The 23,174-nt window shown below is 61.5% G+C and carries 27 protein-coding genes; 15 read left to right on the top strand and 12 right to left on the bottom strand.

Annotation, left to right across the window (positions count from 1 at the left end):
• The 3 genes from MB824_RS03710 to MB824_RS03700 all read left to right on the top strand — a co-directional run bounded on the left by MB824_RS03710 (position 1) and on the right by MB824_RS03700 (position 2,528).
• Positions 1-699, top strand: coding sequence for an ABC transporter ATP-binding protein (locus MB824_RS03710; RefSeq protein WP_238746087.1), 699 nt, complete (start codon positions 1-3; stop codon positions 697-699).
• Complete coding sequence (locus MB824_RS03705; RefSeq protein WP_238746085.1) at positions 692-1,912, top strand: NnrS family protein; 1,221 nt, start codon at positions 692-694, stop codon at positions 1,910-1,912. The genes MB824_RS03710 and MB824_RS03705 overlap by 8 nt, the downstream gene beginning before the upstream one ends.
• Before the next feature lie 283 nt (positions 1,913-2,195).
• Positions 2,196-2,528: a hypothetical protein gene (locus tag MB824_RS03700; RefSeq protein ID WP_238746083.1), complete on the top strand. Its 333-nt coding sequence runs from the start codon at positions 2,196-2,198 to the stop codon at positions 2,526-2,528.
• 109 nt (positions 2,529-2,637) lie between these two features.
• Here MB824_RS03700 and aat read toward each other — a convergent pair whose 3' ends face one another.
• From aat to fur, 4 genes are all read right to left on the bottom strand, one after another.
• The gene (gene aat, locus MB824_RS03695; protein WP_238746081.1) at positions 2,638-3,366 is read right to left on the bottom strand and encodes a leucyl/phenylalanyl-tRNA--protein transferase; all 729 of its coding nucleotides are present in this window, start codon (positions 3,364-3,366) and stop codon (positions 2,638-2,640) included.
• Positions 3,367-3,426: 60 nt separating this feature from the next.
• On the bottom strand, positions 3,427-3,813 hold the full coding sequence (locus tag MB824_RS03690) for an MAPEG family protein (protein WP_238746079.1): 387 nt from the start codon (positions 3,811-3,813) through the stop codon (positions 3,427-3,429).
• A gap of 102 nt (positions 3,814-3,915) precedes the next feature.
• On the bottom strand, positions 3,916-4,407 hold the full coding sequence (locus MB824_RS03685; protein ID WP_238746077.1) for a DUF302 domain-containing protein: 492 nt from the start codon (positions 4,405-4,407) through the stop codon (positions 3,916-3,918).
• A 77-nt stretch (positions 4,408-4,484) separates the two neighbouring features.
• Positions 4,485-4,910 (bottom strand): ferric iron uptake transcriptional regulator, encoded by a 426-nt coding sequence (fur, locus tag MB824_RS03680; RefSeq protein ID WP_238746075.1) that lies wholly within the window; start codon positions 4,908-4,910, stop codon positions 4,485-4,487.
• Positions 4,911-5,126: 216 nt separating this feature from the next.
• On the opposite strand from fur, the gene MB824_RS03675 reads away from it, so the two are divergent.
• The 6 genes from MB824_RS03675 to MB824_RS03650 all read left to right on the top strand — a co-directional run bounded on the left by MB824_RS03675 (position 5,127) and on the right by MB824_RS03650 (position 10,059).
• The gene (locus MB824_RS03675) at positions 5,127-5,510 is read left to right on the top strand and encodes an outer membrane protein assembly factor BamE (RefSeq protein ID WP_238746073.1); all 384 of its coding nucleotides are present in this window, start codon (positions 5,127-5,129) and stop codon (positions 5,508-5,510) included.
• Positions 5,507-6,322: a 4-hydroxy-tetrahydrodipicolinate reductase gene (dapB, locus tag MB824_RS03670; protein WP_238746071.1), complete on the top strand. Its 816-nt coding sequence runs from the start codon at positions 5,507-5,509 to the stop codon at positions 6,320-6,322. Before MB824_RS03675 ends, dapB begins: the two co-directional genes overlap by 4 nt.
• Positions 6,323-6,457: 135 nt before the next feature.
• Positions 6,458-7,219: a CDP-diacylglycerol--serine O-phosphatidyltransferase gene (gene pssA, locus MB824_RS03665; RefSeq protein WP_238746069.1), complete on the top strand. Its 762-nt coding sequence runs from the start codon at positions 6,458-6,460 to the stop codon at positions 7,217-7,219.
• 99 nt (positions 7,220-7,318) lie between these two features.
• Positions 7,319-8,680, top strand: a complete 1,362-nt coding sequence (locus MB824_RS03660) for a hypothetical protein (protein ID WP_238746067.1) — start codon at positions 7,319-7,321, stop codon at positions 8,678-8,680.
• 196 nt (positions 8,681-8,876) lie between these two features.
• Entirely contained in the window at positions 8,877-9,824 is a 948-nt protein-coding gene (locus MB824_RS03655; RefSeq protein WP_238746065.1) for a cation diffusion facilitator family transporter, read from the top strand.
• Between the two features lie 22 nt (positions 9,825-9,846).
• On the top strand, positions 9,847-10,059 hold the full coding sequence (locus MB824_RS03650) for a PspC domain-containing protein (protein ID WP_238746063.1): 213 nt from the start codon (positions 9,847-9,849) through the stop codon (positions 10,057-10,059).
• 109 nt (positions 10,060-10,168) lie between these two features.
• Here MB824_RS03650 and MB824_RS03645 read toward each other — a convergent pair whose 3' ends face one another.
• Together MB824_RS03645 and MB824_RS03640 are read right to left on the bottom strand one after the other, a co-directional pair.
• Positions 10,169-10,456, bottom strand: a complete 288-nt coding sequence (locus MB824_RS03645) for a hypothetical protein (protein WP_238746061.1) — start codon at positions 10,454-10,456, stop codon at positions 10,169-10,171.
• Between the two features lie 97 nt (positions 10,457-10,553).
• Complete coding sequence (locus MB824_RS03640; protein ID WP_238746059.1) at positions 10,554-11,003, bottom strand: MarR family winged helix-turn-helix transcriptional regulator; 450 nt, start codon at positions 11,001-11,003, stop codon at positions 10,554-10,556.
• Positions 11,004-11,149: 146 nt separating this feature from the next.
• Here MB824_RS03640 and MB824_RS03635 point away from each other — a divergent pair, with 146 nt between their 5' ends.
• The 3 genes from MB824_RS03635 to MB824_RS03625 are packed head-to-tail and all read left to right on the top strand — an operon-like array spanning position 11,150 to position 12,231.
• Positions 11,150-11,308, top strand: coding sequence for a hypothetical protein (locus MB824_RS03635; protein WP_238746058.1), 159 nt, complete (start codon positions 11,150-11,152; stop codon positions 11,306-11,308).
• A gap of 40 nt (positions 11,309-11,348) precedes the next feature.
• Positions 11,349-11,744: a cytochrome b/b6 domain-containing protein gene (locus MB824_RS03630; RefSeq protein ID WP_238746056.1), complete on the top strand. Its 396-nt coding sequence runs from the start codon at positions 11,349-11,351 to the stop codon at positions 11,742-11,744.
• Between the two features lie 13 nt (positions 11,745-11,757).
• Positions 11,758-12,231 (top strand): hypothetical protein, encoded by a 474-nt coding sequence (locus tag MB824_RS03625; protein WP_238746054.1) that lies wholly within the window; start codon positions 11,758-11,760, stop codon positions 12,229-12,231.
• A gap of 117 nt (positions 12,232-12,348) precedes the next feature.
• On the opposite strand, the gene MB824_RS03620 is transcribed toward MB824_RS03625, so the two are convergent.
• The 3 genes from MB824_RS03620 to MB824_RS03610 form a co-directional block, all read right to left on the bottom strand.
• Complete coding sequence (locus tag MB824_RS03620; protein ID WP_238746052.1) at positions 12,349-13,434, bottom strand: metallophosphoesterase; 1,086 nt, start codon at positions 13,432-13,434, stop codon at positions 12,349-12,351.
• A gap of 214 nt (positions 13,435-13,648) precedes the next feature.
• Positions 13,649-14,086, bottom strand: coding sequence for a protein YgfX (locus tag MB824_RS03615; RefSeq protein ID WP_238746050.1), 438 nt, complete (start codon positions 14,084-14,086; stop codon positions 13,649-13,651).
• Positions 14,087-14,100: 14 nt separating this feature from the next.
• Complete coding sequence (locus tag MB824_RS03610) at positions 14,101-14,460, bottom strand: hypothetical protein (protein ID WP_238746049.1); 360 nt, start codon at positions 14,458-14,460, stop codon at positions 14,101-14,103.
• Positions 14,461-14,706: 246 nt separating this feature from the next.
• Between MB824_RS03610 and ppsA the strand changes: the two genes are divergently transcribed.
• Entirely contained in the window at positions 14,707-17,112 is a 2,406-nt protein-coding gene (gene ppsA / locus MB824_RS03605; RefSeq protein WP_238746048.1) for a phosphoenolpyruvate synthase, read from the top strand.
• 329 nt (positions 17,113-17,441) lie between these two features.
• On the opposite strand, the gene MB824_RS03600 is transcribed toward ppsA, so the two are convergent.
• Positions 17,442-18,332 (bottom strand): DMT family transporter, encoded by an 891-nt coding sequence (locus MB824_RS03600; RefSeq protein WP_238746047.1) that lies wholly within the window; start codon positions 18,330-18,332, stop codon positions 17,442-17,444.
• Positions 18,333-18,550: 218 nt separating this feature from the next.
• On the opposite strand from MB824_RS03600, the gene MB824_RS03595 reads away from it, so the two are divergent.
• The gene (locus tag MB824_RS03595) at positions 18,551-19,534 is read left to right on the top strand and encodes a TraB/GumN family protein (protein WP_238746046.1); all 984 of its coding nucleotides are present in this window, start codon (positions 18,551-18,553) and stop codon (positions 19,532-19,534) included.
• A gap of 127 nt (positions 19,535-19,661) precedes the next feature.
• On the opposite strand, the gene MB824_RS03590 is transcribed toward MB824_RS03595, so the two are convergent.
• On the bottom strand, positions 19,662-20,891 hold the full coding sequence (locus MB824_RS03590; RefSeq protein ID WP_238746044.1) for an LD-carboxypeptidase: 1,230 nt from the start codon (positions 20,889-20,891) through the stop codon (positions 19,662-19,664).
• A 67-nt stretch (positions 20,892-20,958) separates the two neighbouring features.
• Complete coding sequence (locus MB824_RS03585) at positions 20,959-21,363, bottom strand: HIT family protein (protein WP_238746043.1); 405 nt, start codon at positions 21,361-21,363, stop codon at positions 20,959-20,961.
• A 213-nt stretch (positions 21,364-21,576) separates the two neighbouring features.
• On the opposite strand from MB824_RS03585, the gene ppx reads away from it, so the two are divergent.
• Entirely contained in the window at positions 21,577-23,070 is a 1,494-nt protein-coding gene (gene ppx / locus MB824_RS03580) for an exopolyphosphatase (protein WP_238746042.1), read from the top strand.
• The last annotated feature ends 104 nt before the right edge of the window (positions 23,071-23,174 follow it).

The following is a 23,174-nucleotide window of genomic DNA, read 5'->3' as shown; positions in this document are numbered from 1 at the left end:
ATGCTGAAGGTGGAAAAACTGCGTTGCAGCCTGATGGGCGACGACATCGTGCGCGATCTCGATCTCACGATTCAAGCCGGCGAAGCGGTATGCCTGTACGGCCCTTCAGGCTGCGGCAAAACCACCGTGCTGCGGATTATTGCCGGCCTGATTGATTTTGACAGTGGCCTGATCGAGCAGGGCTTTCGCCGCATCAGCTATCTGTTTCAAGAGCCGCGCCTGCTGCCGTGGCGCACGCTGTGGGAAAACGTGCTGCTGACTACGCCGCAGCCTGAAAGCGGCGCCGTGCGCGAGCGCGTCCGCGCCATTTTGCAGCGCCTGCATCTGGCCGAAGCCGACTGGCGCAAATACCCGCACGAGCTCTCCGGCGGCATGCGCCAGCGTGCCGCGCTGGCCCGCGCGCTGGCCGGCGAGCCCGACCTTTTGCTGCTGGACGAACCCTTTTCCGCGCTTGATTACGAGCTCAAACTCGGCCTGTACCGCTGGATGAACGAGCTGGTGGATAGCGGCATGGCGGTCATTATGGTGTCGCACGACCGCTATGAAGCGCTGAAACTGGCACAGCGCATTTATCTGCTCGACCACAAGCCCGCCCATTGCCGGCGGGTGGTCGAACTTGCCGCCCCCTTTGCCGAGCGCGGCGAAGACTTCACCAACCACTATCTGCAACAACCCTTCTGGCGCGCCTACCATGAATAAAAGCAGCCTGAAAACCGCCACGCCCCTGCGCCAGGCACTCGCCACCTTTCCCGCCTATCCCTTCCGCCCCTATTTTCTGCTGGCCGCCGCGCTGGTGCCCCTTGCCGGCGCGGTGTGGGCGCTCGCTGCCGCCGGTTGGTGGCCGTTGGCTGCCACGCCGCTTGAATTTCATGCCTACGCCTTTCTCAACATTATCGGCGGCGCTTCATTCGCCGGCTTTCTGTTTACCGCGCTGCCAGAATGGACGCACGACGCCCGCCCGCTGCAGCGCCATTTTTACGCCACCTGCGCCCTGTGGCTGGCCGCGCTGGCCGCCGCGCCGTTTGCCATTGCGGTTTCCGCCTGGCTGATGCTGCCGTTTTGGCTGTATCTGGCGCTGTTTGCCGCCCATCTGGCCTGGCGCGCGCGCGACAGCCGCCAAATCAGCGTAACCGTGCTGATGCTCGCCATCGCCGCCGCCGATGCCGGCTATGCCGCCGATGCCGGCTATGCCGCCGGCGGTGGGACTCTGTGGCTGAAAACCCTTGCCCATTTGTTTGCCGCCGGCATTTTGCTGATTAATTTCCGCATCGGCCGCGCCATCGGCCAAAAAGCGCTGGAAGAAGCCGGCCGCAGCGACTGCAGCTTTATGCCCAACCCGTTTTACCGCAACCTGTCGGTATGGCTGGTGTACGCCTATGCCACTGCCGAACTCTTGCTGCGCCGCCCCGAAGTTTCCGCCTGGCTGGCGCTCGCGGCCGGTCTGGCGGTACTCGGCCGCCTGCGCGAATGGCATTACTTCGTGCTGCTGCGCCGCTACTACATCCGCTGGTACTACCTGACCATGCTCGCCACCGGCGCCGGCTACGTCTGGCTCGGCGCCGCCGGCATACTCGGGCGCGGCAGCCCGCTGCTGCCCTTCCACCTGATTATGCTCGGCGGCTACCTGATGATGCTGATGCAGGTGTTTTCAATCGCCGGCGCCGTCCACAGCAGCCTGAAACTGCACTATCCCGCCACCAGCCGCCTGTCGCTGGCGCTGATTCTTGCTGCCGCCCTTAGCCGCAGCCTGGGCGTATATGCCGGCCTAGACTACGCGCTGGCCGTTTTCAGGCTGCCTGCGCTGCTGCTGGCCGCCGCCTTCTGGCTCTACCTGCCTGTTTACTGGCGCATCTTCCGCTGCCACCCGCCGCTGGCCGTGCAGCCTGCCGCCAAACAGCGGCGCAGCCTGTAAACGCGGCGGGCGGTTTTCAGGCTGCCTTGGCCGTTGTCGGCAAAAGCAGCCTGAAAGTCGAATAAACGGAGTTTCAGGCTGTCTGTTATGTAAACATTTTAGATAGTTTGATTAAGGTCTATTTGCGTTGGCGTATTGATTTGTTGGAAAATGAAATTCCCAACTTTAGAAAAACTGGTATGCAACGCAGGTATTAACCAAACGGCAAACAAATGGGCATGATGAGTACATTTTTTACAATAACTTCAGTTAAATGAGATAGGTAATGAGAAAGATAAATTATTTGGAAAATAACGCCATTATGGCTTTAAGCGCCATAGCTTATATTTTTATAATGGGAATCGCCATATTTTTAAATTTTAAAAATGAATTAGTTATAGATAAATTATTTCATATTAATAAATATATTATAATATCTTTTGCTTTGATTGTTTCTTTTTCAACATCCATTGTAAAACGATATTGTAAAAAAATTCATCATAGAGAAATCATAGATGATGCCAATTTAGAATTTCATCCTTGGATTTTAAATATGTTTAGGGTTGAATCCTTATTGTTTGGATTGGCTATAGGGGCTCTTTTTTGGTTATTTCCACTTACGGGTTTAGTCAAATAACAGCTTTTAAAGGTTATTAACCTATATATCTATTCTCGAATGAAGGGCTTTATGAAATAGTACGGTTGTTGTCAAAATGGCGGCAACTGCTTTTTTTTAGGCAGAAAGCTTACGCCAGCCGGTTTTCCGCCAGCGTGCCGCTGCCGATATCTTGCCGCAGCTCTTGGCCGCACAGGGTATCCAAGGCAGCCTGAAAGTCGTCAAACGGCAGCAGCCGCGAGCCGAAGCGCGCCATGTGTCCAGTGTTTTGCTGGCAGTCGATCAGGGCGATGCCGCAGCGCTGCAGGTGGGCGGCGGCGTGGACAAAGGCGGTTTTGGAAGCGTCGCTGCGGCGGGCGAACATCGATTCGCCGAAAAACACCCGTCCGATCTGCACGCCGTAGCAGCCGCCGGCCAGCTCGGGTGTGCCGTCGGCGGCGGGATACCAGCATTCGAAGGAATGGGCGTGCCCCAGGCGGTGCAGCGCGGTATAGGCAGCCTGAAACTCGGGTTCGATCCAAGTACCGTCCTGCCCCGGGCGCGGCGCGGCGGCGCAGGCGGCAATCACTTGGGCAAAGCAGCGGTTGGCGGTAACGCGGTAGGGTTTATTGCGCAGGTGTTTGTGCAGCGAGCGGCCGATGTGCAGCGCGTCCGGCTCGATAACGGCGCGCGGGGCGGTGGCAAACCAGTAGTGCAGATTGTCTTGGCTGAACCACGGGAAAATGCCGCGCGGATAGGCGGCCAGCAGGCGTGCGGGCGCGAGATCGGCGCTGACGCAGACTAGGCCGTCGTTCTCCGCCAGCGCGGGGCGCGGGTCGGGAAAGCGGTGGTTGCCGGGTTCGAGAAAGGGAATGTGCATGGCGAAAGTGGCGAATCAAAAGCAGCCTGAAAGTTTTTCAGGCTGCCTGACGGGGGAAACTCAAACGGCGGCGACAAACAGCAATACGGTGCAGAGCATCGCGCCCGACCAGGCGGCGGAGCGCAGGCTGGGGCGGTCGTTGAGATAGCAGTAGATAAAGGCCAGCCGCAGCAGCACAAACAGCACGGCTAGGCAGTTGATGGTGCCTTGAGCGGCATTGCCGGTGGCGTGGGCGATAACCACGGCGGCGGCAAACGGGGCGAAGGCTTCGTGGCCGTTTTGCTGGGCGGCATGGGCGCGGGCGGCGCGGCCTTCAAGGCGGGCGAGAAATTCGCGCGGGCTGCCGTTGTCGCGGGCGAAGTTGAAGCGGGCGGTTTTTTTGGCGTAAGCGGCGCAGCCCAAAGGCAGCAGGGCGGCAATCAGTACGCACCAGTAGGCTAGGGTCATGGCGGTTTCCTAAACGGGTAGGGTGGGGGGATAACGGTTTTTCAGGCTGCCTGAAAGTAAAAGCAGCCTGAAAACTCAAAGGCAGCCTGAAACGAACAGACCTTACTGCTGCTGTCCGACAGTAGCGCGAATCAGGATTTCGGCTTTGGCCAGCGTGCCGGCCACTTCGGCTTCGCTGACGGCGCTGTGTTTGACCAGCTCGGCGGCGGGGGTGTAGGCAACGGTTACCCGGCCGTCCTGCTCGGTTACCAGCACTTTGAGCGGCAGCTGCAGCGCCAGCAGCGGGTCTTTGACCATCAGCGGGGTGCCGGCTTTGGGCGAGCCGAAAATAATCACTTTGGCCGGCTGCATCTGCAGGCCGGCCTGCTTGGCGGCGTCTTGGTGGTCGATAACGGCAAAAACGGTCATGCCTTTGCTGCGGATGGCGGAAGTCAGGGCATCGACGGTCTGATCGAAGCCGTAGCGGCTGGCAAAGGTGGCGGTGGGCTGTGAAGACATGGCGGCGGCCTTATGCGGGTGGGCGGAATCGGCGGCGGGGGCGGCGCAGGCACTGAGCGCGGCGGCCAGCGCCAGGGCGGGAATCAGGGTTTTCATGGTACTTCCGTTTTGTGATGTTTTCGGACAAGGATAAGGCAGCCTGAAAGGCTTTCAGGCTGCCTGTGGGTGCGGGTTTAGCGTTTTTCCTTTTTCTGGCAGTCGCCGCAGACGCCGTACATATAAAGGGCGTGGTCGACTACGCGGAAACCGTGTTCGGAAGCAATCTGCTCCTGCAGCTTTTCGATTTCGGGGTTGTGGAATTCGCTGACGTTGCCGCATTTGACGCAGACGATATGGTCGTGATGGTCGCCCTTGTTCAATTCGTACACCGCTTTGCCGGTTTCGAAGTGGTGGCGCAGCAGGATGCCGGCCTGCTCGAACTGGGTGAGCACGCGGTAGATGGTGGCGACGCCGATTTCGATGCCGTTTTCCAGCAGGATGCGGTAAACGTCTTCCGCACTCAGGTGCAGATCGGCGTGGGTTTCGAACAGGTCGAGGATTTTCAGGCGCGGGCCGGTAACTTTCAGACCGTTGTCTTTCAATTGGGCGATGTTGTTCATGGTTTCGCTTTCTCAATACACTCGGATAAAGATGGCGCGTATAATAGCAAACTTTTCGCGCCTGCCGACAGCCAAACAATAAAAGTTTTTAATTGGCACTTTATCTGCGGGCGCGGCGCGTGGTATCTTGCCCGCTTTTCTTTGCGCCGCCGGCGGCGAAAACCGCAGGCAAACGCGCGAAAAACCGTTTTTAATCCTTATAGAAAGGCAGACAACGTGAAACCCCTGTTGCGATGGATGACTGTTGCGTCCGCACTCTGTGGCCTGGCGGCCTGTACCCCTTCGCTGGTCAACAAACTGCCCTATTACAAAATGCCGGTGGTGCAGGGCGTGCCGCTGAATCCCGAATCGGTGCTGGCGGTCAAACCCGGCATGAGCCGCGAGCAGGTACAGCTGGAAATCGGCGCGCCGGTGCTCAATCCGTCTTTCCGCCAAGACCGCTGGGACTACACCTACGAACTGAGCCGCGGCGGCAAAATCAAAGAGCAGCGCACGCTGACCGTTTTCTTTGAAAACGGCACCGTTTCGCGCGTGGAAGGCGACGCGCTGGAGCACGCCCGCCGCGTGCTGCAGGAAAAACAGGAAGGAAAAGCGCAATGAGCAGCCTGAAAATCGCGCTGGCCGGCGTGGCCGGCCGCATGGGGCGGGTGCTGGTTGAAGCCGTTGCCGCCAACCCCGCCACCGAACTTTCCGGCGCGCTCACCCGCAGCGGCACCAAAGAAATCGGCCTGGATGCCGGCTACGCCAGCGGCATCGACACCGGCGTGTGCATCAGCGACGACATCGCCACCGCCTTGGCCGGCTGCGACGTGCTCATCGACTTCAGCCGCCCCGACGCCACCCTGCCGCTGCTCGACTACTGCGCGGCAAACGGCATCAAAGCCGTCATCGGCACCACCGGTTTTGACGATGCCGGCAAGGCCGCCATCGCCCGGGCGGCAGAGAAAACCGGCATTGTGTTTGCCGCCAACTTCAGCGTCGGCGTCAATCTCAGCTTCCATATTCTTGACACCGTTGCCCGCGTGCTGAACGAAGGCTACGACGTCGAAATCATCGAAGCCCACCACCGCCACAAAATCGATGCCCCCAGCGGCACCGCCCTGCGCATGGGCGAAGTCGTCGCCCACGCGCTCGGACGCAGCCTGAAAGACTGCGCGGTGTACGGCCGCGAAGGCCAGACCGGCGCGCGCGATGCGCAGACCATCGGCTTTGCCACCGTGCGCGGCGGCGATATTGTCGGCGACCACACCGTTTTGTTTGCCGGCGAAGGCGAGCGCGTGGAAATCAGCCACAAAGCATCAAGCCGCATGACTTTCGCCGCCGGCGCCGTCCGCGCCGCCGTCTGGCTTGCCCAGCACCCGCACGGTCTGTTCGACATGCAGGACGTGCTCGGCCTGAAAACGGCCGCTTAAATCCGAAACGGCTTTTCAGGCAGCCTGAAAAGCCGTTTTTTGTTTTTCGGATGCGCCGCCGCGTTTCAGGCAGCCTGAAAACTGCATCGCAGGTTTGCCCAGCCGCCGCATCCGCCGCACAGAAAGGCCGACGCCATGACCGATCCCAATTTTTCCGAACGCCCCGTTGAAGCCCGCCGCCTGTGGCGGCAAAACAGCATCTACCTGCTGCCCAATTCCTTCACCATCGCCGCGCTGTTTTCCGCGTTTTACGCCATCACCGCATCCATGCACGACCGCTTCGAGCAGGCCGCCATCGCCGTGTTTGTGTCGATGCTGCTGGACGGCATGGACGGCCGTGTCGCCCGCTGGACCAACAGCCAGAGCGCCTTCGGCGAACAGCTCGACAGCCTGGCCGATATGGTCAGCTTCGGCGTCGCCCCCGCGCTGATTGTTTACAACTGGCAGCTCGCCCAGTTCGGCAAGCTCGGCTACGGCGTCGCTTTTGTTTATTGCGCCTGCGCCGCGCTGCGGCTGGCGCTGTTTAACACCCTGATCGGCAAAGTCGATAAAAAATGGTTTATCGGCATCCCCAGCCCCACCGCCGCCGCGCTGGTGGCCGGTCTGGTGTGGCTCGACCGCAGCATGGACGGGCTGGGCAATATCGGCATCGTCGCTCTGCTGATTACCCTGTTTGCCGGCCTGTCGATGGTGGCGCAGATCCGTTTTTGGAGCTTTAAGGAAATCAACGTCCGCCGCAAAATCCCCTTTTTCGGCATGATTATCCTGGTGCTGGCGCTGATGCTGCTGGCCATCGAGCCGGCGCTGGTACTGTTTGGCTTTTTCCTGAGCTACAGCCTGTCGGGCTATGTTTACTACGGCTGGCAGAAATGGCGCGCCGGCCAAACCAAACGCTGATACCGCCTACACAAAAAGCAGCCTGCGTAGCGTAGCGGAGTTGCGAAGCTAAAACCGCTGATCCGGTTTTCAGGCTGCCTTAGTAAAAGAAGACGTCCCATGAAGAAAATCCTGCTTGCCCTGCTGGCGCTGGCCGTGCTGGCGGTGTTTACGCTGTATCTGGTGCCGCAATGGCTGATGAAGCGCGACATTGCGGCCGCGCGGCCGGATGTGGCGCTGCTGGCTGCTGAGCCCGAGCCGCAGGAGGGCAACGGCATCGACGCGCTGTGGCTGCTGGGCTACCGCACCGCCGACGATCAGGAGCGCCGTCAAATCATGCGGGACCACGGGCGGCAGATTATGGCGCGGCAGGATGTGCCGCAGCTGGCGGACAAGGCGCTGCCGCAGCCGCAGTCGGGCGAGTTGAACTGTACCGCCAAAAACGGTGCGGCCTGCCTGGCCGAGGTGCGCGCCGATCTGCCGCGTTTTCGCGCCGCCGCGCAGCGTTACCGGCCACTGCTGGACAATGTGGCGCAACTTGGCGCTTATGAAGTGTTCGCCCAGCGCGGCTGGCCGAACGATAACGATGATTTGTCGAAATTTGTGCTACCGCCTTTCCATCTGCTGATGGCCGCAACCACCGCCGCCGCGCTCGATTGGGCGGACGACCGCCATCAGGCGGCGCTGGCCGGTGTCTGCCGCAATATCAAAACCGGCCGCACCCTGCTTAAAAGCCGTCCTTCGCTGATGCCGCCGATGATCGGCAACGCCCTGATCCGCAAAAACACCGAGCTGGCCGCGGCGATGATTGCCGAGCAGCCGGCGCAGGCGCAGCGGCTGCCTGAGGAATGCGCGGCCGCATTCGAGCCGCTGTCGGCGCAGGAGCAAAGCATCTGTACCGCCATGCGCGACGAATTTCGTTTCATCGCCAATCTGGCGCGCAAGATGGAGCAAAATCCGGCGGACTATTTGGATACCGATGCCGAAAGCGGCATGCCGTTTGAAGACGGCCAATCGGCCAATCCCCTGCTGCGGCGGCTGTTGAACGCCGAACACACCCAAGCCCTTATCGCCGCGCACTACGTCTATCCCTGCACTCCGGCTGCCCAAAGCGCGCTGCAGCAGGACCGTGCTTTAGACTGGAAGCCGGCGGACGACAAAAATGCGCTGGCGGTATGGTCGTGCGCGAACAATGTCCAAGGCTGCCTGATGGCCGATGTGCTGCCCGATGTGCTGCCCGATTTTTCCGACTACGCCCGCCGCCTGCAGGATACCGCCATGCTGCAGCGCGCTTTTCAGGCTGCCCTGTTTCTGCACAGCCGCCCCGCCGCCGAGCGGCCGGCGCTGGTTGAGGAGGCGCTGCGCCGCTATTCCACGCCGTCGCGCCGGCTGCAGTGGAACGAGCGCGAGCACAGCATCGGTTTTCAGTATTACGGCGAAAAAGAAAGCAAACACACCGCCGTGCCCGTCAGCCTGAAATAAGCGGCAGGCAGATAAAAGCAGCCTGAAAGCTGGGTGGGCGGTTTTAGCTTCGCAACTCCGCTACGCTACGCAGGCTGCTTTTTGTGTGCCGCGCGCAATCGGGCGGCAAAACCGATACTGCCGGCTTTCAGGCTGCCTGTTGCGCCGGGGCGTTTTCGGGTACATTCCGCCTATCGGACAACGCAAGGAGCAGGCTATGGGTGCCGGCCACGACCATTCCCATCACGCGCACGCGGGCAACAAAAAAGCCCTGGCCGTGTCGTTTTTCATTATCGCCGGCTATATGCTGGTGGAAATCGCCGGCGGCCTGCTCACCGGCTCGCTGGCGCTGCTTTCCGACGCCGGCCATATGCTCTCAGACGCGCTGTCGGTCGGCCTGTCGCTGCTGGCGTTCAAGCTCGGCGAAAAGGCGGTGGACAGCCGCCAAACCTTCGGCTACAAACGCGCCGAAATCCTGTTTGCCCTGTTCAACGGCCTGACGCTGCTGGCGATTGCCGTGCTGGTGGTGATCGAAGCGGTGGAGCGGCTGAACGATCCGCCCGAAGTGGCCGGCGCCGGCATGCTGGTGGTCAGCGCACTCGGGCTGGCGGTGAACATCGTCGTCGCCCGCTATATGCACCGCCACGGCGACGTGCACGGCAGCATCAATATGAAAAGCGCCTACCTGCACGTATTGGGCGATCTGCTCGGCTCACTGGGCGCGATTGCCGCCGCACTGATGATGATGGTGTTCGGCTGGCGCTGGGCCGACCCCGTGGTCAGCGTGCTGATTGCCCTGCTGGTGGCCAACAGCGGCGCGGTGGTGCTGCGCCAAACCCTGCACATCCTGATGCAGGGCGCGCCGGCGCATATCGACCAGGCCGCGCTGGTTGCCGAAATCCTCGCCGTGCCGCAGGTGCTGGGCGTACACGATTTGCACATCTGGACGCTCACCAGCAGCCGCCACCTGCTCTCCGCCCATCTGGTGCTCGACGGCAGTCTGACCGTGCGCGAAGCCCAAGAAGTCAGCCGCGCGGTGGAAGCGCTGGCGCGGCAAAAAGGCATCGGCCACATTACCCTGCAAACCGACGCCCAAGACCACCGCCACGGCGATGCTTTGTACTGCCAAGAAGACGGCCACGCCCTGGGGCGTGCTGACATTTAACTTTTACCAACGGAGACTGCATATGACACGATTGGTCAAACTCCACCGCTCCCGCCGCTACCGCATGATTGCGGGCGTGATGGGCGGCATAGCCGAATACCTGGGCTGGTCGCCCACGCTTACGCGCGTGATGTTTGTGGTTCTTTCCTGCGCCAGCGTTGCCGTGCCCGGGATTTTGATTTACATCATCCTGTGGATCATGATGCCCAACGCCGGCGCCGATTCCTACCGCTAACGCAACGCGCTTGGGCTTTCAGGCTGCCTGTTTCTGGGAAAACAGGCAGCCTGAAATTTTGATTGCAGCGAAAAACCGCCGCCGTTTTGACCAAACTCCGCCGCTCGGGCTATTCCGTTTCTTTCCCTTTCTGCGGCGGTTTCTTCGCATCACGACGCAGCAAAAACGGCAGCCTGCCGGCCAAGATGCCCAAGTAGCCGGCAAGCAGCGTCGGCAGACCGGCCATCGCCATCCAAATCGGGAACCACGCCATCTGCTCCGAGCCGGCGCCGATATCGTCGATAAAAAGCAAAAGCAGCGTCAGCGGCACGGGCAGCAGCCATACTTTCGCCGTTGCCCGCCAAACCGCGCCCGCCAAACAGCCGTAGATAAAGGCGGCAACTATCATCGACCACATATTCGTTCTCCTGGTTGTCCACATCTTCAGCCGCCCCGCCATTGTGCGAAGCGGTATCTGAAAGCAGCCTGAAACTGCTTGTGCGCTGCGCCGTTTGCTACCCCGCCGCCTTCACCCGCTGCCCCAGCGCCAGCAACACCTTCTCCGCCGCCGCCAATTCTTCCGCGCTCAAATCCTGCGCCCATTCTGCCGCCTGCGCCATCCAGCGTTGGCGCACTTGGGCGAACACCGCTGCGCCGCGTTCAGTGAGCGAATAGAGTGGCGAGCGTTTGTGCGCGGGGTTGTCGGCGGCGGCGACCAAACCGTCGGCCAGCAGCAGATTGAGCTGCTTTTGCGCGCCTTGGCGGCTCATGCCCATGCGCTCGCCCAGCTGCGGCGAGGTTTGCGCTTCGGCGGCGTGTGCCAGCGCGCCGAGCATTTGCCAGCGCGCCGAGGTTAATCCCAAATCGGCGGCAAAACGGTCGCCCCACGCGAGCAGTAAACCATTGGTGTAGAAAATTTCGGTGGTGATGCGGCTGAGGGCTTCGCTGTTTAACTGATTGTCCATACTGTGTTTCCCAAATGATTTTTCGGCGGTGAGTTTAAAAAATGCGGAAAACGGTTGTCAAATAGTTGCGGTTTTCAAGCAAAATAATTTGACAACTGATTTCCATATTTGTAAACTGGTTTCCAAGTTATTACACAAAGGAAACCATGAAACCCGACACCCCGCAACGTTACGCCCCGTTCACCCGCTTTTTGCATTGGGGCATGGCTGCCTGCTATGCGTTTATGTTTACCAGCGCATCAGGGCGTGTTGACATTCAACATTTTGGCGGCTTTTGCGCCAGAAAACGGCATCTGCCGCGTTAAAAATACTCGCCTATGGGCGGCATAGGCTCGCATTTTTGCCTTGCATCTGCCATTTTCTGACGAAAAATCCGCTGCAAAAGTTAAATGCCAACACACCCTAGCTTGGCATCTCAACGGCAGCCTGAAATTCCTGATTGCGCCGCATAAGGCGGTTGGCGTGCTGCTGCTGTTGCTTGCGGCGGTGCGCTTTGTTTGGGCGTTGCGCAACCTGCGCCGCCGTCCCGCAGGCAGCCTGAAAGTGAAGCTGGGGCATCTTGCCCTGTATGCGCTGATGTTTGCCGTCCCCGCCAGCGGCATGGCGAGGCAGTTTCAAGCGCCGCTCGGCGTGGCGCACGGCGCGTTGGCGTTTGCCCTGCTGTTGCTGATTGTCGGACACGTCGGCATGGCGCTTGTCCACCAGCGCAAGGGCGAACAAATTTTGCAGCGCATGATGTAAACGGAGACCGAATATGAAACCCTACACCCACACAGCCGCCCGCGTGCTGCTTTTTATCGGCGGCAACCTGCTGGCCGGCAGCGCGCTGGCCTTTGCCGCGCTCAATCAGGGCACACGCGTGCAGGATGGCGCGTTCTTTTACTGGCAGCGGTATTTTGTGGACAACATTGTCGCCACCGCCACCCTGCCCGGCATCGCGCTGCTGGTCGGCGGCAGCCTGCTGCTCTGCCTTGCCGAAATCAGGAAAAAACATCTGCTGCTGCTGACGGTTTCGCTGGCGGTCGCCGCCAACAGCCTGCTGTTTATTCTGCCCGCTTCGCACCAAGCCTCCGCGTTGGCGTTTCAGTCTGCCCGGCCGGTTGCGGTATCCGCCGCTTTTGCCGCCGCCAAAAATACGGAAGACCGCCACGGGGCGCTTAATGGCGTGCTGCTGTTGGTTTATCTGGCGGTGTTTTTTGCGCGGGCGGGTGGGCGGAAGGCAGCCTGAAAAAGGACGGACAAACCAAAGCAGCCTGCGTAGCGTAGCGGAGTTGCGAAGCTAAAGCCGCGCAAACGGTTTTAGCTTCGCAACTCCGCTACGCTACGCAGGCTGCTTTTGCCGTGTTTACCGGCCGTTGACGTCGATAATCCACACTTCGGCCTGCGAGCCGAGGCGGAAGGGGACGCCCCAGAAGCCGTAGCCGGAGCTGACGATGTAATGGCCGTTGCCGATGGCTTCGTAGCCGTAGTGCAGGCGGTAGAGAAAGCGCACGATTAGGTTGGCGGGGGCGATTTGGCCGTTGTGGACGTGGCCGGAGAGCTGGATGTCCACCGGCAGTGCGGCGTGTTCTTCAATCTGGCTGGGGCGGTGGTCGAGCAGGATTACCGGCAGCGCGGTGTTTTGGCCGCGCAGCAGTTCGGCGGTGCTCGGGCGGTTGGCATCGACGTCGTCGGTGCGGCCGGCGAGCAGGATGCCGTTCAGATTGATGACTTCGTTGTCCAGCTCGCGGATGCCGGCTTCGCGCAGGGCGCGGCGGATTTCGTCGGCGTGGCCGTACATGTCGTGGTTGCCGAGGGTGGCGTACACGCCCAGCGGCGCGCGCACGGCGGCCAGGTGCGGGCGCATGTTTTCGGCGTCGTAAACGCGGGTGTCGTCGTCCATGATGTCGCCGGGCAGCAGCACGATGTCGGCACGCTCGTCGCGGATGATCGCCGCCAGTTTGTCGAGCTGGCGCGCGCCCATCAGCATTCCCAGATGCAGATCGGAGGCCATGGCGATGCGCAGCGGCCGCGGCATCGGTTTATTGACGGTGATGCTCAGGCGGCGCACCTGCGGCGTGTAGGCGTTGTAAACCGAATAGGCGCTCAGCGCGAGAAAAAACAGCGGCGCAAACAGCCGCAGCGCCCGCCCCAGCCGCTGCGCGGGCAGCAGGCGGCGCAGGGCGAGATAGAGCAGGAAGGTGGCAAGCGCGGCATACATCACAAATAGCATCACCACCATCCACACCGCCATCCAGCGGAAAAGGCCGCTGCCCAATTCGAGCAGCAGGCCGGCAATCAGGCCGTCGGTTACCGCAAAGGCGGCGAGCATCAGCGCGCGCCGGCCGCGGCGGCCGATATGGTTGGCAAACAGCCACTGCAGCGAGCGGCCGAGTCCGAAAGTAAAAAGCTGCATCAGCAGCAGCATCAGGATGAAAAAAGTGATACGCATCGGGTTCCCTTATCGGACGGCAGGCAGCCTGAAAGATGCGGGCGGCCGCTGTGTGTGTTTTTCAGGCTGCTTTGAGCCGTGTGCTTATCGTGTTTGTGGTTGGTGCGGACGAGTAGGGCGGGTTTGCCGCCAAAAGGCAGCCTGAAACGGCGGTTCGTTTTTTCAGGCTGCCTTTGGTTTGACTTGCAGTACCATCAGGCAGCCTGAAAGGTATTCAGCGCGGCAGTTGCCTGTCTGGCGGCGGGTTGTCGTTTTCAGGCTGCCCGAAGCGCGCCCAAACCATCAGCCGGCGCAGGCTGTCGGCATCGGTGCTGTCGGGCAGCACGCACTGCCAGAAGCGGCGGTTGCCGCAGTCCCAATGCAAAAAACAGGCGTGGCGGCTGATCAGGCTGCCGCCGAGCAGGCGGGCGTTTTGGCTGCCGGCGCCGGTATCGATGGCGGCGCGGCCTTGCGGATCGACGGTCAGCGTGCGCACCCGCCGCGGACTTTCGCGCCACGACCAATACGCGGCGGCGGCCAGCCAAATCAGCAGCGCTACCCGCAGCAGGCCGCCGAAATAGGCCAGCGCGCAGGCGGCCGCGGCCAGATGCAGCAGCAGCGACAGGCCGCGGCGCAGTTTGGACGGGACAAAAGCAGCCTGAAACGCGTCCACCGCCGTTTCCTATGCTATTCCGTGCTGTCCAGCAGCGGGCTGGGATTCAGTTCGGCGTCTTCCAAATCAAGCACGGTGTCGTGCACTTCCAGTTCGAAAAAGCGCCAGAAAGTTTCCAAACCCATATCCTGCGGCCATTGCGCCTGGTCGATCATCCAGCCCGAAAGCTCGGCGGCAAAAATCTCGCGGTGGCGCTCGTCGAAATAGGCGACGGCCTGCTCGGGTTCGTCAAACTCGGGAATCAGAAATACGCTGCAGTTGGCGCGCAGCTGGGAAAGGGTGAGATCGGGCAGGTCGCTGTCGGCGGCCTTGAGCCATTCCAAAAACGCTTCGGTGGGTTTGAGCACCACGGCGGTGCGGTCGATAAAATACATGGTCTTCCTAATATCAAAAGAAAGGCGGCATTCTAACCGAATCCGCCGCCGCGTTTACATTTCAGGCTGCCTGCGCCCGACTGCTTTCAGGCTGCTTTTCCGGTGCCCAAGGCAGCCTGAAAGCCGCTGCCGGCGCGCTTTGCGGCAAAAAAACATGACACGGCTGCCGACAAAAGATAGAATAGCCGCGCTTTTGCTTTTTACTCAGTCTTTACATTTACACAGCCAATCTGAAGGACACACCAAATGGCCGAAAACTACGTTATCTGGTTTGAAAACCTGCGTATGCACGATGTCGAGCGCGTGGGCGGCAAGAACGCCTCTTTGGGCGAAATGATCAGCCAACTTGCCGAAAAAGGCGTGCGCGTGCCCGGCGGCTTTGCCACCACCGCCGAAGCCTACCGCGCCTTTTTGGCGCACAACGGCCTGAACGAGCGCATTTCCGCCGCGCTGGCCGGTTTGGACATCGAAGATGTGGCCGAATTGGCGCGTGTGGGTAAGGAAATCCGCCAGTGGATTCTGGAAACGCCTTTCCCCGAGCAGCTGGATGCCGAAATCGCGGCGGCGTGGGACAAAATGGTTGCCGATGCCGGCAGCGCCGATATTTCGGTGGCGGTGCGCTCGTCGGCCACTGCTGAAGACCTGCCGGACGCTTCGTTTGCCGGCCAGCAGGAAACCTTCCTAAACATCAACGGCCTGGACAATGTGAAAGAAGCGATGAAGCACGTTTTCGCTTCGCTTTACAACGATCGCGCCATTTCCTACCGCGTGCACAAGGGCTTCGCGCACGATGTCGTCGCCCTGTCCGCCGGCGTGCAGCGCATGGTGCGCTCCGACAGCGGCGCTTCGGGCGTGATGTTCACCATCGACACCGAGAGCGGTTTTGAAGACGTGGTATTCGTGACTTCGTCCTACGGTTTGGGCGAAATGGTGGTGCAGGGCGCGGTCAATCCCGACGAATTTTATGTGCACAAACCCACGCTGCGCGCCGGCCGACCCGCCGTGCTGCGCAAAACCATGGGTTCCAAGCTGATTAAGATGGTGTTTGCCGACCAGGCCGAAGCCGGCAAATCGGTGCAGACCATCGACGTACCCGAAGCCGATCGCCGCCAGTTTTCGATTTCCAACGAAGAAATCACCGAGCTGGCGCAATACGCGCTGATTATCGAAGAGCACTACGGCCGCCCGATGGACATCGAATGGGGTCGCGACGGCATCGACGGCAAACTTTACATCCTGCAGGCGCGCCCGGAAACCGTGAAATCGCAGGAAAAAGAGCACGGCCAAGGCAACAGCCTGCGCCGCTACACCCTTTCCGGCGAGCGCAAAGTGCTGGCCGAAGGCCGCGCCATCGGCCAGAAGGTCGGCCAGGGCAAAGTGCGCCTGATTCAGAGCGCCGCCGAAATGGACCAGGTTCAGGCCGGCGACATTCTGGTTACCGATATGACCGACCCCGATTGGGAACCGGTGATGAAACGCGCCGCCGCCATCGTAACCAACCGCGGCGGCCGCACCTGCCACGCCGCCATCATCGCCCGCGAGCTGGGCATTCCCGCCGTGGTTGGCTGCGGCAACGCATCCGAAGTGCTCAGCCAGGGTCAGGAAGTAACCGTATCCTGCGCCGAAGGCGACACCGGCCTGATTTACGACGGCCTGCTCGATGTGCAGGTGGACGACGTGGCGCTCAACAATATGCCGCCCGCGCCGGTCAAAATTATGATGAACGTCGGCAATCCCGAGCTGGCCTTCACCTTCGCCGGCCTGCCCAGCGAAGGCATCGGCCTGGCGCGCATGGAGTTCATCATCAACCGCCAAATCGGCATCCACCCCAAAGCACTGCTCGATTTCGACCGCCTCGAAGGCAGCCTGAAAAACGAAATCGCCGAGCGCATCGCCGGTTATCCCAGCCCCGTTGATTTTTACGTGGACAAAATCACCGAAGGCGTCGCCACCCTGGCCGCATCGGTGTATCCGCGCAAAGTCATCGTGCGCATGTCCGACTTCAAATCCAACGAATACGCCGGCCTGATCGGCGGCAGCGTGTACGAGCCGCACGAAGAAAACCCCATGCTCGGCTTCCGTGGCGCCGCCCGCTACGTGTCCGAAGAGTTCAAAGAATGCTTCGCCCTCGAATGCCGCGCGCTCAAACGCGTGCGCGACGAAATGGGGCTGAGCAACGTCGAAATCATGATTCCCTTCGTGCGCACGCTGGCCGAAGCCGAAGCCGTGGTCAAGGCCCTGAAAGAAAACGGCCTCGAGCGCGGCAAAAACGGCCTGCGCCTGATTATGATGTGCGAAGTGCCGAGCAACGCCCTGCTGGCCGAGCAGTTCCTCAAATACTTCGACGGCTTCTCCATCGGCTCCAACGACATGACCCAGCTCACTCTGGGCGTTGACCGCGACAGTGGCGGCCCCATCGCCACCACCTTCGACGAGCGCAACCCCGCCGTCAAAGTGATGCTGCATCTGGCCATCTCCGCCTGCCGCCGTCTCAACAAATACATCGGCATCTGCGGCCAGGGTCCGTCCGACCACCCCGATTTCGCCCAATGGCTGGTGGAAGAAGGCATCGAAACCATCTCGCTGAACCCCGATACCGTAATCGAAACCTGGCTGTATCTGGCCAAAGAAGCCAAACAGCAAAAGGCCTGATGCTTCAGGCAGCCTGAAAAGCCAAACCAAAGCAGCCTGAAAACCGTTTGCACGGTTTTCAGGCTGCTTTTTCGCTTTCAGGCTGCTTTTGCGTTTGCCAAGTACGAATACAGGCGGCGGAAAGGTTTTCAGGTAGCCTTTGGGACTTTCAGGCAGCCTGAAAAAAGGTAACTTAGGTTGCGACCCGATAAATCTTTACATGCCGAAAATATTGGTTTTGACAAGCCAAGCCGGCTGCTAAAACGCATCAGCCACCGCATTCCCTCTCCCGCTCGCAGGGGAGGGAGTGAGGTTCGCGGCAAAATTGGCAGTTTGGATACTTTGGACTTTCAGGCTGCCTTGCCGGCTTTAGCCGTTTTCCGCTGCTGCCACAGCAGCGGCAGCCGGTAAATTACCAGCGCCGCCAGAATCAGCGTGCAGCCGGCGGCTTTGGCGGCGCCGACGGTTTCGTTCAGCAGCCACACGCTCAGCAGCAGCGTCCACACCGGTTCCAGTACCATAATCAGCGCGGCGCTGCCGATTTGGCACAGCTTTTGCGCGTAGGTTTGCACCAGAAAGCGCAGATTGGTCAGCACCACGATGCACAGTGCCAGCCACGCCCACACCACGCTTGCCACCTGCGGCGGCCAATGCTCGAACGCCAGCGAGTAGGCGCCGCACAAAATACCTGCCGCTGCCATCTGCACGGTGGTCAGCGCCAGCACCGGAATATGCTTGGCAAACTGGTTGTTGAGCACGAAAAAGAGCGCTGCCGCCAGCGCCGATATGGCGAAAAACAGGCTGCCGGTATCGAAACTGCCGCCTTTGCCGCCGGTGAGCAGATACAGCCCCGCCGCCGCCGGCAGCAGCGACAGCCAAAACACCCGCGGCGGACGGTGGCGGAACAGCAGCCATGAGAGCAGGGGCGCCGCCAGCATCGACAGGCTGAACACAAAGGCGCCGCTGCCGAAATAGCGGCTGTGCGCCACGCCCATCAGCCACAAAAAAATATTGAGAAAAAACGCCAGCCCCACCGCGCCGGCGCGCCGCCATTGGCCGGCGTCCATCGTCCGCAGCGCCGGTAGGGCGAAGGGCAGGAACAATAAGGCCGCCGCGCTGAAACGGATGCCGAGAAACGCCGCCGGCGGCAGGCCGGCAATCACGTTTTTCGATACGAACCAGCCGGCCGCCGCCATCAGCGACACCGAAAGCAGCAGCCATTCGCCGCGGTAAGAATGCATGTGCGCCCCGTTTGCCAAACAAAAAACGCGATAATACGCCTGTTCGGCCGGCTTGGGCGGAGCCGGCGGCGCTTGTGGCGCGGCAGCAGGCGTGGTATTTACGCTTTCAGGCTGCCCGATGGTCTGTTTTGCTGTCCGCCGTTTGCGGCGCGGGCTGGCGTTTTCTGATGCAAAACTCGCGGCGAAATCCGAATATCAACACCCCATAAGGAGACGGTATGTCTGCTGTTTTTTCCCGCTTTACCTGTTTTTTTGCCTGCCTGCTGCTGCCGTTTGCCGCTGCCGCCGACAGCGTGCGCGACGGCAGTTTTTTGTGGTGCGCCACCCGCGACGGCGCGCCGGTCAGCTATCTGGCGGGCACCGTTCATGTCGGCAAAGACGGGAACAAGCTGCCGCCGTTGTTTCAGGCTGCTTTGGCGCGCAGCCGGGTGCTGGTGGTGGAAAACACCGGCATACTGCCGCCTTCATACCGCAGGCGCTATCCCGCCGAGCAGCAGCTGATCGCTTCGATGCTGCATGCGGACGAGCCGCTGTCTGCCACGCTCGGCGCCAAACGCATGGCGCGGGTGCGCAGTTTCGTGCAGCCGGGCAGCCATGCCGCCGCCGCTTCCGTACTGCAGCCCGAAAGCAAAACCGCGCCCGGGGTGGCCGGCTTTTTCTTTTCCTTGCTGCTGCTGCCCGAGGGCTATGGTTATGGAAACGGTATCGATGTGCTGATGGCGGGCGAAGCGCGGCGGCTGGACAAGGAGTTTTTGGCGCTAGAGAGCGAGGCCGACGTGCTGAAACTGCTGCACCGCCTGCCTGCCGACAAGGTCGGCCGCCTGCTTGACGCGCAGATGGACGAAGCCGCGGAAGGCCGCCGCGAAATCCGCGCCGTGCTCGATGCCTATTACGGCGGCCGCGTGCGGCAGCTGCTGCCCTTGCTCGATCCCGACCGCAGCAACCGCACCAGCCGCCGCCTGAGCCGTGCCGATCGGGCGTTTTGGCGCCATCACGGCGCCGAGGAAATGCTCGCCGGCCGCAACCGCATCTGGCTGGAGCGGCTCGACATCCTGCTGCCGCGGGAGAGCCATACCGTTGCCGTCGGCACCGCCCATCTGTTCGGCCGCGACGGCCTGCTGCAGAGCCTGGAGCGCCGCGGCTGGCGCGTGCGGCAGGTGCTGGACGAAAAGGATTTGTCCTGCGGGCAGCCTGAAAGCTGATTTTGACCGCGCGGCATGCGGGTTGGAAAAGCAGCCTGAAAAGCCGAAAGCCTAAAACAAAGGCAGCCTGGAAACCTTAATCGGGTTTTCAGGCTGCCTTTTTTCAGGCTGCTTGGGCGGGGCGGGCTTACTGTTCGCCGTCGCTTTCGCTGCCGGTGGTGCTGCCGTTGCCGTTGCCGGCGGGGGCGCTGCCGAAGATGCCGTTTTCCAATTCGGGCGGCGGCGGCAACAGGGCGGACAGGTTGAGCGCGGCGGGGTTGAGGGTGGGGTAGCCGCTGAAGGTGATGCGGTAGCCGCCGTTGTCGGCTTCGCTCAAACGGCCGCGGGCGCCGAGCGGGAAGGTGGCTTTGTTGGTGATGTGGCCGAAGGGGAAGTTCATCAGCACGGGAATGCCGGCGGCACGGGAAACGCTTTGGGCAACGCTGGTCAGGTTGTAGCCCGCATCGTAGCTGTCGCGGATGTTGCCCATGCGGAAGTCGCCCAATACCAGCGCCTGCTGCTGCTGGAGGATGCCGGCCAGATAGAGGGTGTGCAGCATGCGCTCGATGCGGTAGGGCTGCTCGGCCACGTCTTCAATAAAGAGAATGCCGCCTTTGACTTTGGGCATATAGGCGCTGCCGGCCAGCGAGGCGAGCACGCTGAGGTTGCCGCCCCATACCATGCCTTCGGCGGGGCGCACGCGGCTGCTTTGGAAGGCGGAAACGGTGATGTCGTACTGCGGCGCGGTGGTGGCGCGGATAAAGCTGTCCATGGTGTAGGTGCTGGGCTGGGCTTTGCCGAATTCGCTGTAGAGCATCGGGCCGGCGAAGCTGGGGTGGCCGGTTTGCGCCAAGAGCGCCATTTGGATGGCGGTAACGTCGCTGAAGCCGAAGAGCAGGGTTTGGCGCTCCTGCATTTTGGCGCCGAGCCGTCCCCAGTCGATGTGTGGCAGCAGGCGCACGGCGCCGTAGCCGCCGCGCAGCCCCATCAGCACTTTGGGGGCGGCGGCTTTGCCGGCGGCGATGTCTTGGAAGTCGGCGATGCGCTCGGCGTCGCTGCCGGCAAAGCGCTGGAAGCGGCGGTAGCCGGCCTGGCGGTTTTCGACTTGGAAGCCGGCGGCGCTCAGGCGGGTGATGCCGGTTTCGACGCGCACCGCGTCTTCGGCAAAGCCGGAGCAGGCAAAGATGCGCAGGGTGTTGTCGCCGGCGCGGACGGGGGCGGCGGGTTGCGGTTGCGGCTGGGTGTTCATGTCGGGCTTCTTGGCAGGTTGGGCGGGCGTTTGCGGCGGGTTGCTGCTGCCGCAGGCGGCCAGCAGGCTGCTGCCGGCAGCGGCCAGCGAAGCCTGCAGCAGGCGGCGGCGGGAAAGGTGGGAAGTCATCGCGGCTCCTTGTGCGAGTAGTCGGAAAACGGCGGCATTATAGCCGATACGTTTTTCAGGCTGCTTTTCAGGCTGCCGCCAGACGGGTTTTGACCGCTTCGATCCAGTTTTCAGGCAGCCTGAAAGACGGACGGCGCACCGGCGGCGCCCATACCGGCGCGGGGAAGCAGGCGTCGTCGCGAAAGCGGGCGATAACGTGCCAGTGCAGGTGCGGCACCATATTGCCCAGGCTGGCGAGATTGATTTTGTCGGGGTTGAGCACCGCGCGCATCGCCGCTTCGGTGCGCCACACGGCGTCCATCAGCTCGACGCGCGCATCCGGCGGCAGATCGCTCATTTCGGCGGTGTGGCCGTGCCAGATAACGCGGCAGACGGCGGGAATATTGCTTTCTTCGGCGGCGATGATGCGCAGGTTTTCGTTTTGCCACAGCACGTTTTCGTTTTCGGCGCGGCACAGCGGGCAGGTGTTCATGGCGGGGTTTCCTTGTTTTGGGGCGGGGTCGGCTTTTCAGGCTGCCTGAAAAAACGGCGGCATTGTAACGCGCAAACGGCCGCCGCCGCAGCGCCGCCGTCTGTGCCTTGGCCGCCAGCCGTGCAGGCAGCCTGAAAGCGCCGCTGGGGCAGGCGGATTGTCGGAATCGGCGCGATGCCCTAAGATGCCCGCTTTTTTACCGCCGCGACCGATATGAATACGCTTCCCACGCTTGCCGTTGTCGATTTGGGTTCCAACAGCTTCCGCCTGCAGATCTGCCAAAACCACAACGGCCAGCTGCAAATCATCGAAAACATCAAACAGATGGTGCGGCTGGCCGCCGGCCTGGACAGCCAGAAAAACCTGGACCAAAGCTCGCGGCAGCGGGCGCTGGAATGTCTGGCGCAGTTTGGCGAGCGCCTGCGCGGCTTCGAGCCTGAGCAGGTACGGGCGGTGGCCACCAACACCTTCCGCGTTGCCAAAAACATCGCCGACTTTCTGCCCGAGGCCGAACGCGCGCTGGGCTTTCCCATCGAAGTCATCGCCGGCCGCGAAGAAGCTCGGCTGATTTACGCCGGCGTGGTGCACACCTATCCGGCCGGCGGCAACAAAATGCTGGTGGTCGATATCGGCGGCGGTTCCACCGAATTCATCATCGGCCGCGGCCTGTCTCCCGAGCAGACCGAAAGCCTGCCTTTGGGCTGCGTAACCTATTCGCTGCGCTTTTTCGACGGCAAAGCCGCCGCCAAAAACTTTCAGGCTGCCATCAATGCTGCCCGCAGCGAAATCCAGCGCATCAGCAAAAACTACCGCCGCAGCGGCTGGGATGTGGCCTTGGGCACTTCCGGCAGCGCCAAATCCATCTGCAACGTGATTGCCGAACAGGGCTGGGGCGAAGAAATCACGCTGGAAGCAATGCGCAAAACCGCCGAAAAAATCATCGACGCCGGCAGCGTGAAAAAAGCCCGGCTCAAAGGGCTCAAAAGCGAGCGCGTCGAAGTGTTTGCCGGCGGGCTGGCGGTAATGATGGCGGTGTTTGAAGAGCTGGAAGTCCGTTCGATGAAGTTCACCGAAGCCGCCCTGCGCGACGGCGTGTTTTACGACTTTATCGGCCGCGGTCTCGAGCAGGATTTGCGCGAAGAAACCGCCGTGCGCTTCCAAGAACGCTACCATGTCAGCAAAAACCAGGCCGCCCGCGTGGCGAAAATCGCCGGCCTGTTTCTGCACAGCCTGGCCCAGCGCGCCGCCACCGCCGAAGTCGCCCGCTGGAGCGAATACCTGCGCTGGGCGGCGATGCTGCACGAAATCGGCACCGACATCGCCCACACCGCCTACCACAAGCACGGCGCCTACATTCTCGCCCAGGCCGACATGCCCGGCTTTTCGCGCTCCGAGCAGGAATTGCTGTCCACGCTGGTGCTCGGCCAGCGCGGCGATCTGAAAAAAATGACCGACAGCATCGGCAGCGGCGACGCCATGCTGTGGAACGCCGTGCTCGCCCTGCGGCTGGCGGTGCTGTTCTGCCGCGCCCGCCTGCCGCTGGAATTGCCCGAATCCACCGCGCTGCGCTGCGGCAGCGACGGCAGCGGCAGCCTGAAAATCCCCCAAAGCTGGCTCGCCCACAACCCGCTCACCGCCGCCGCGCTGGCGCAGGAATGCGAACAATGGCAGCGCGCCGGCCGCGAGTTTGTCGTCGAAGGCATCTGAAAAAAGCAGCCTGAAAACCGTTTGCGCCGGCGCAGACCGCTTTTCAGGCTGCTTTTTTGCCGCGTATCGCCCCGCCCTTTCGCCGCCGGCGGCCGGATGGGGTA

Origin of the sequence: Kingella pumchi (assembly GCF_022288825.1) — a bacterium.
Lineage (GTDB): Bacteria > Pseudomonadota > Gammaproteobacteria > Burkholderiales > Neisseriaceae > Kingella_D > Kingella_D pumchi.
This window is presented reverse-complemented; position numbering and strand designations above follow the sequence as displayed.

What these genes read in the sequence shown, in the direction of transcription:
- MB824_RS03710 (WP_238746087.1), top strand. Translation starts at nt 1, where the DNA reads ATGCTGAAGGTGGAAAAACTGCGTTGCAGCCTGATGGGCGACGACATC.
- MB824_RS03705 (WP_238746085.1), top strand. Translation starts at nt 692, where the DNA reads ATGAATAAAAGCAGCCTGAAAACCGCCACGCCCCTGCGCCAGGCACTC.
- aat (WP_238746081.1), bottom strand. Translation starts at nt 3,366, where the DNA reads ATGCACATTCCCTTTCTCGAACCCGGCAACCACCGCTTTCCCGACCCG.
- MB824_RS03690 (WP_238746079.1), bottom strand. Translation starts at nt 3,813, where the DNA reads ATGACCCTAGCCTACTGGTGCGTACTGATTGCCGCCCTGCTGCCTTTG.
- MB824_RS03685 (WP_238746077.1), bottom strand. Translation starts at nt 4,407, where the DNA reads ATGAAAACCCTGATTCCCGCCCTGGCGCTGGCCGCCGCGCTCAGTGCC.
- fur (WP_238746075.1), bottom strand. Translation starts at nt 4,910, where the DNA reads ATGAACAACATCGCCCAATTGAAAGACAACGGTCTGAAAGTTACCGGC.
- dapB (WP_238746071.1), top strand. Translation starts at nt 5,507, where the DNA reads ATGAGCAGCCTGAAAATCGCGCTGGCCGGCGTGGCCGGCCGCATGGGG.
- pssA (WP_238746069.1), top strand. Translation starts at nt 6,458, where the DNA reads ATGACCGATCCCAATTTTTCCGAACGCCCCGTTGAAGCCCGCCGCCTG.
- MB824_RS03660 (WP_238746067.1), top strand. Translation starts at nt 7,319, where the DNA reads ATGAAGAAAATCCTGCTTGCCCTGCTGGCGCTGGCCGTGCTGGCGGTG.
- MB824_RS03655 (WP_238746065.1), top strand. Translation starts at nt 8,877, where the DNA reads ATGGGTGCCGGCCACGACCATTCCCATCACGCGCACGCGGGCAACAAA.
- MB824_RS03650 (WP_238746063.1), top strand. Translation starts at nt 9,847, where the DNA reads ATGACACGATTGGTCAAACTCCACCGCTCCCGCCGCTACCGCATGATT.
- MB824_RS03645 (WP_238746061.1), bottom strand. Translation starts at nt 10,456, where the DNA reads ATGTGGTCGATGATAGTTGCCGCCTTTATCTACGGCTGTTTGGCGGGC.
- MB824_RS03640 (WP_238746059.1), bottom strand. Translation starts at nt 11,003, where the DNA reads ATGGACAATCAGTTAAACAGCGAAGCCCTCAGCCGCATCACCACCGAA.
- MB824_RS03635 (WP_238746058.1), top strand. Translation starts at nt 11,150, where the DNA reads ATGAAACCCGACACCCCGCAACGTTACGCCCCGTTCACCCGCTTTTTG.
- MB824_RS03625 (WP_238746054.1), top strand. Translation starts at nt 11,758, where the DNA reads ATGAAACCCTACACCCACACAGCCGCCCGCGTGCTGCTTTTTATCGGC.
- MB824_RS03620 (WP_238746052.1), bottom strand. Translation starts at nt 13,434, where the DNA reads ATGCGTATCACTTTTTTCATCCTGATGCTGCTGCTGATGCAGCTTTTT.
- MB824_RS03610 (WP_238746049.1), bottom strand. Translation starts at nt 14,460, where the DNA reads ATGTATTTTATCGACCGCACCGCCGTGGTGCTCAAACCCACCGAAGCG.
- ppsA (WP_238746048.1), top strand. Translation starts at nt 14,707, where the DNA reads ATGGCCGAAAACTACGTTATCTGGTTTGAAAACCTGCGTATGCACGAT.
- MB824_RS03600 (WP_238746047.1), bottom strand. Translation starts at nt 18,332, where the DNA reads ATGCATTCTTACCGCGGCGAATGGCTGCTGCTTTCGGTGTCGCTGATG.
- MB824_RS03595 (WP_238746046.1), top strand. Translation starts at nt 18,551, where the DNA reads ATGTCTGCTGTTTTTTCCCGCTTTACCTGTTTTTTTGCCTGCCTGCTG.
- MB824_RS03590 (WP_238746044.1), bottom strand. Translation starts at nt 20,891, where the DNA reads ATGACTTCCCACCTTTCCCGCCGCCGCCTGCTGCAGGCTTCGCTGGCC.
- MB824_RS03585 (WP_238746043.1), bottom strand. Translation starts at nt 21,363, where the DNA reads ATGAACACCTGCCCGCTGTGCCGCGCCGAAAACGAAAACGTGCTGTGG.
- ppx (WP_238746042.1), top strand. Translation starts at nt 21,577, where the DNA reads ATGAATACGCTTCCCACGCTTGCCGTTGTCGATTTGGGTTCCAACAGC.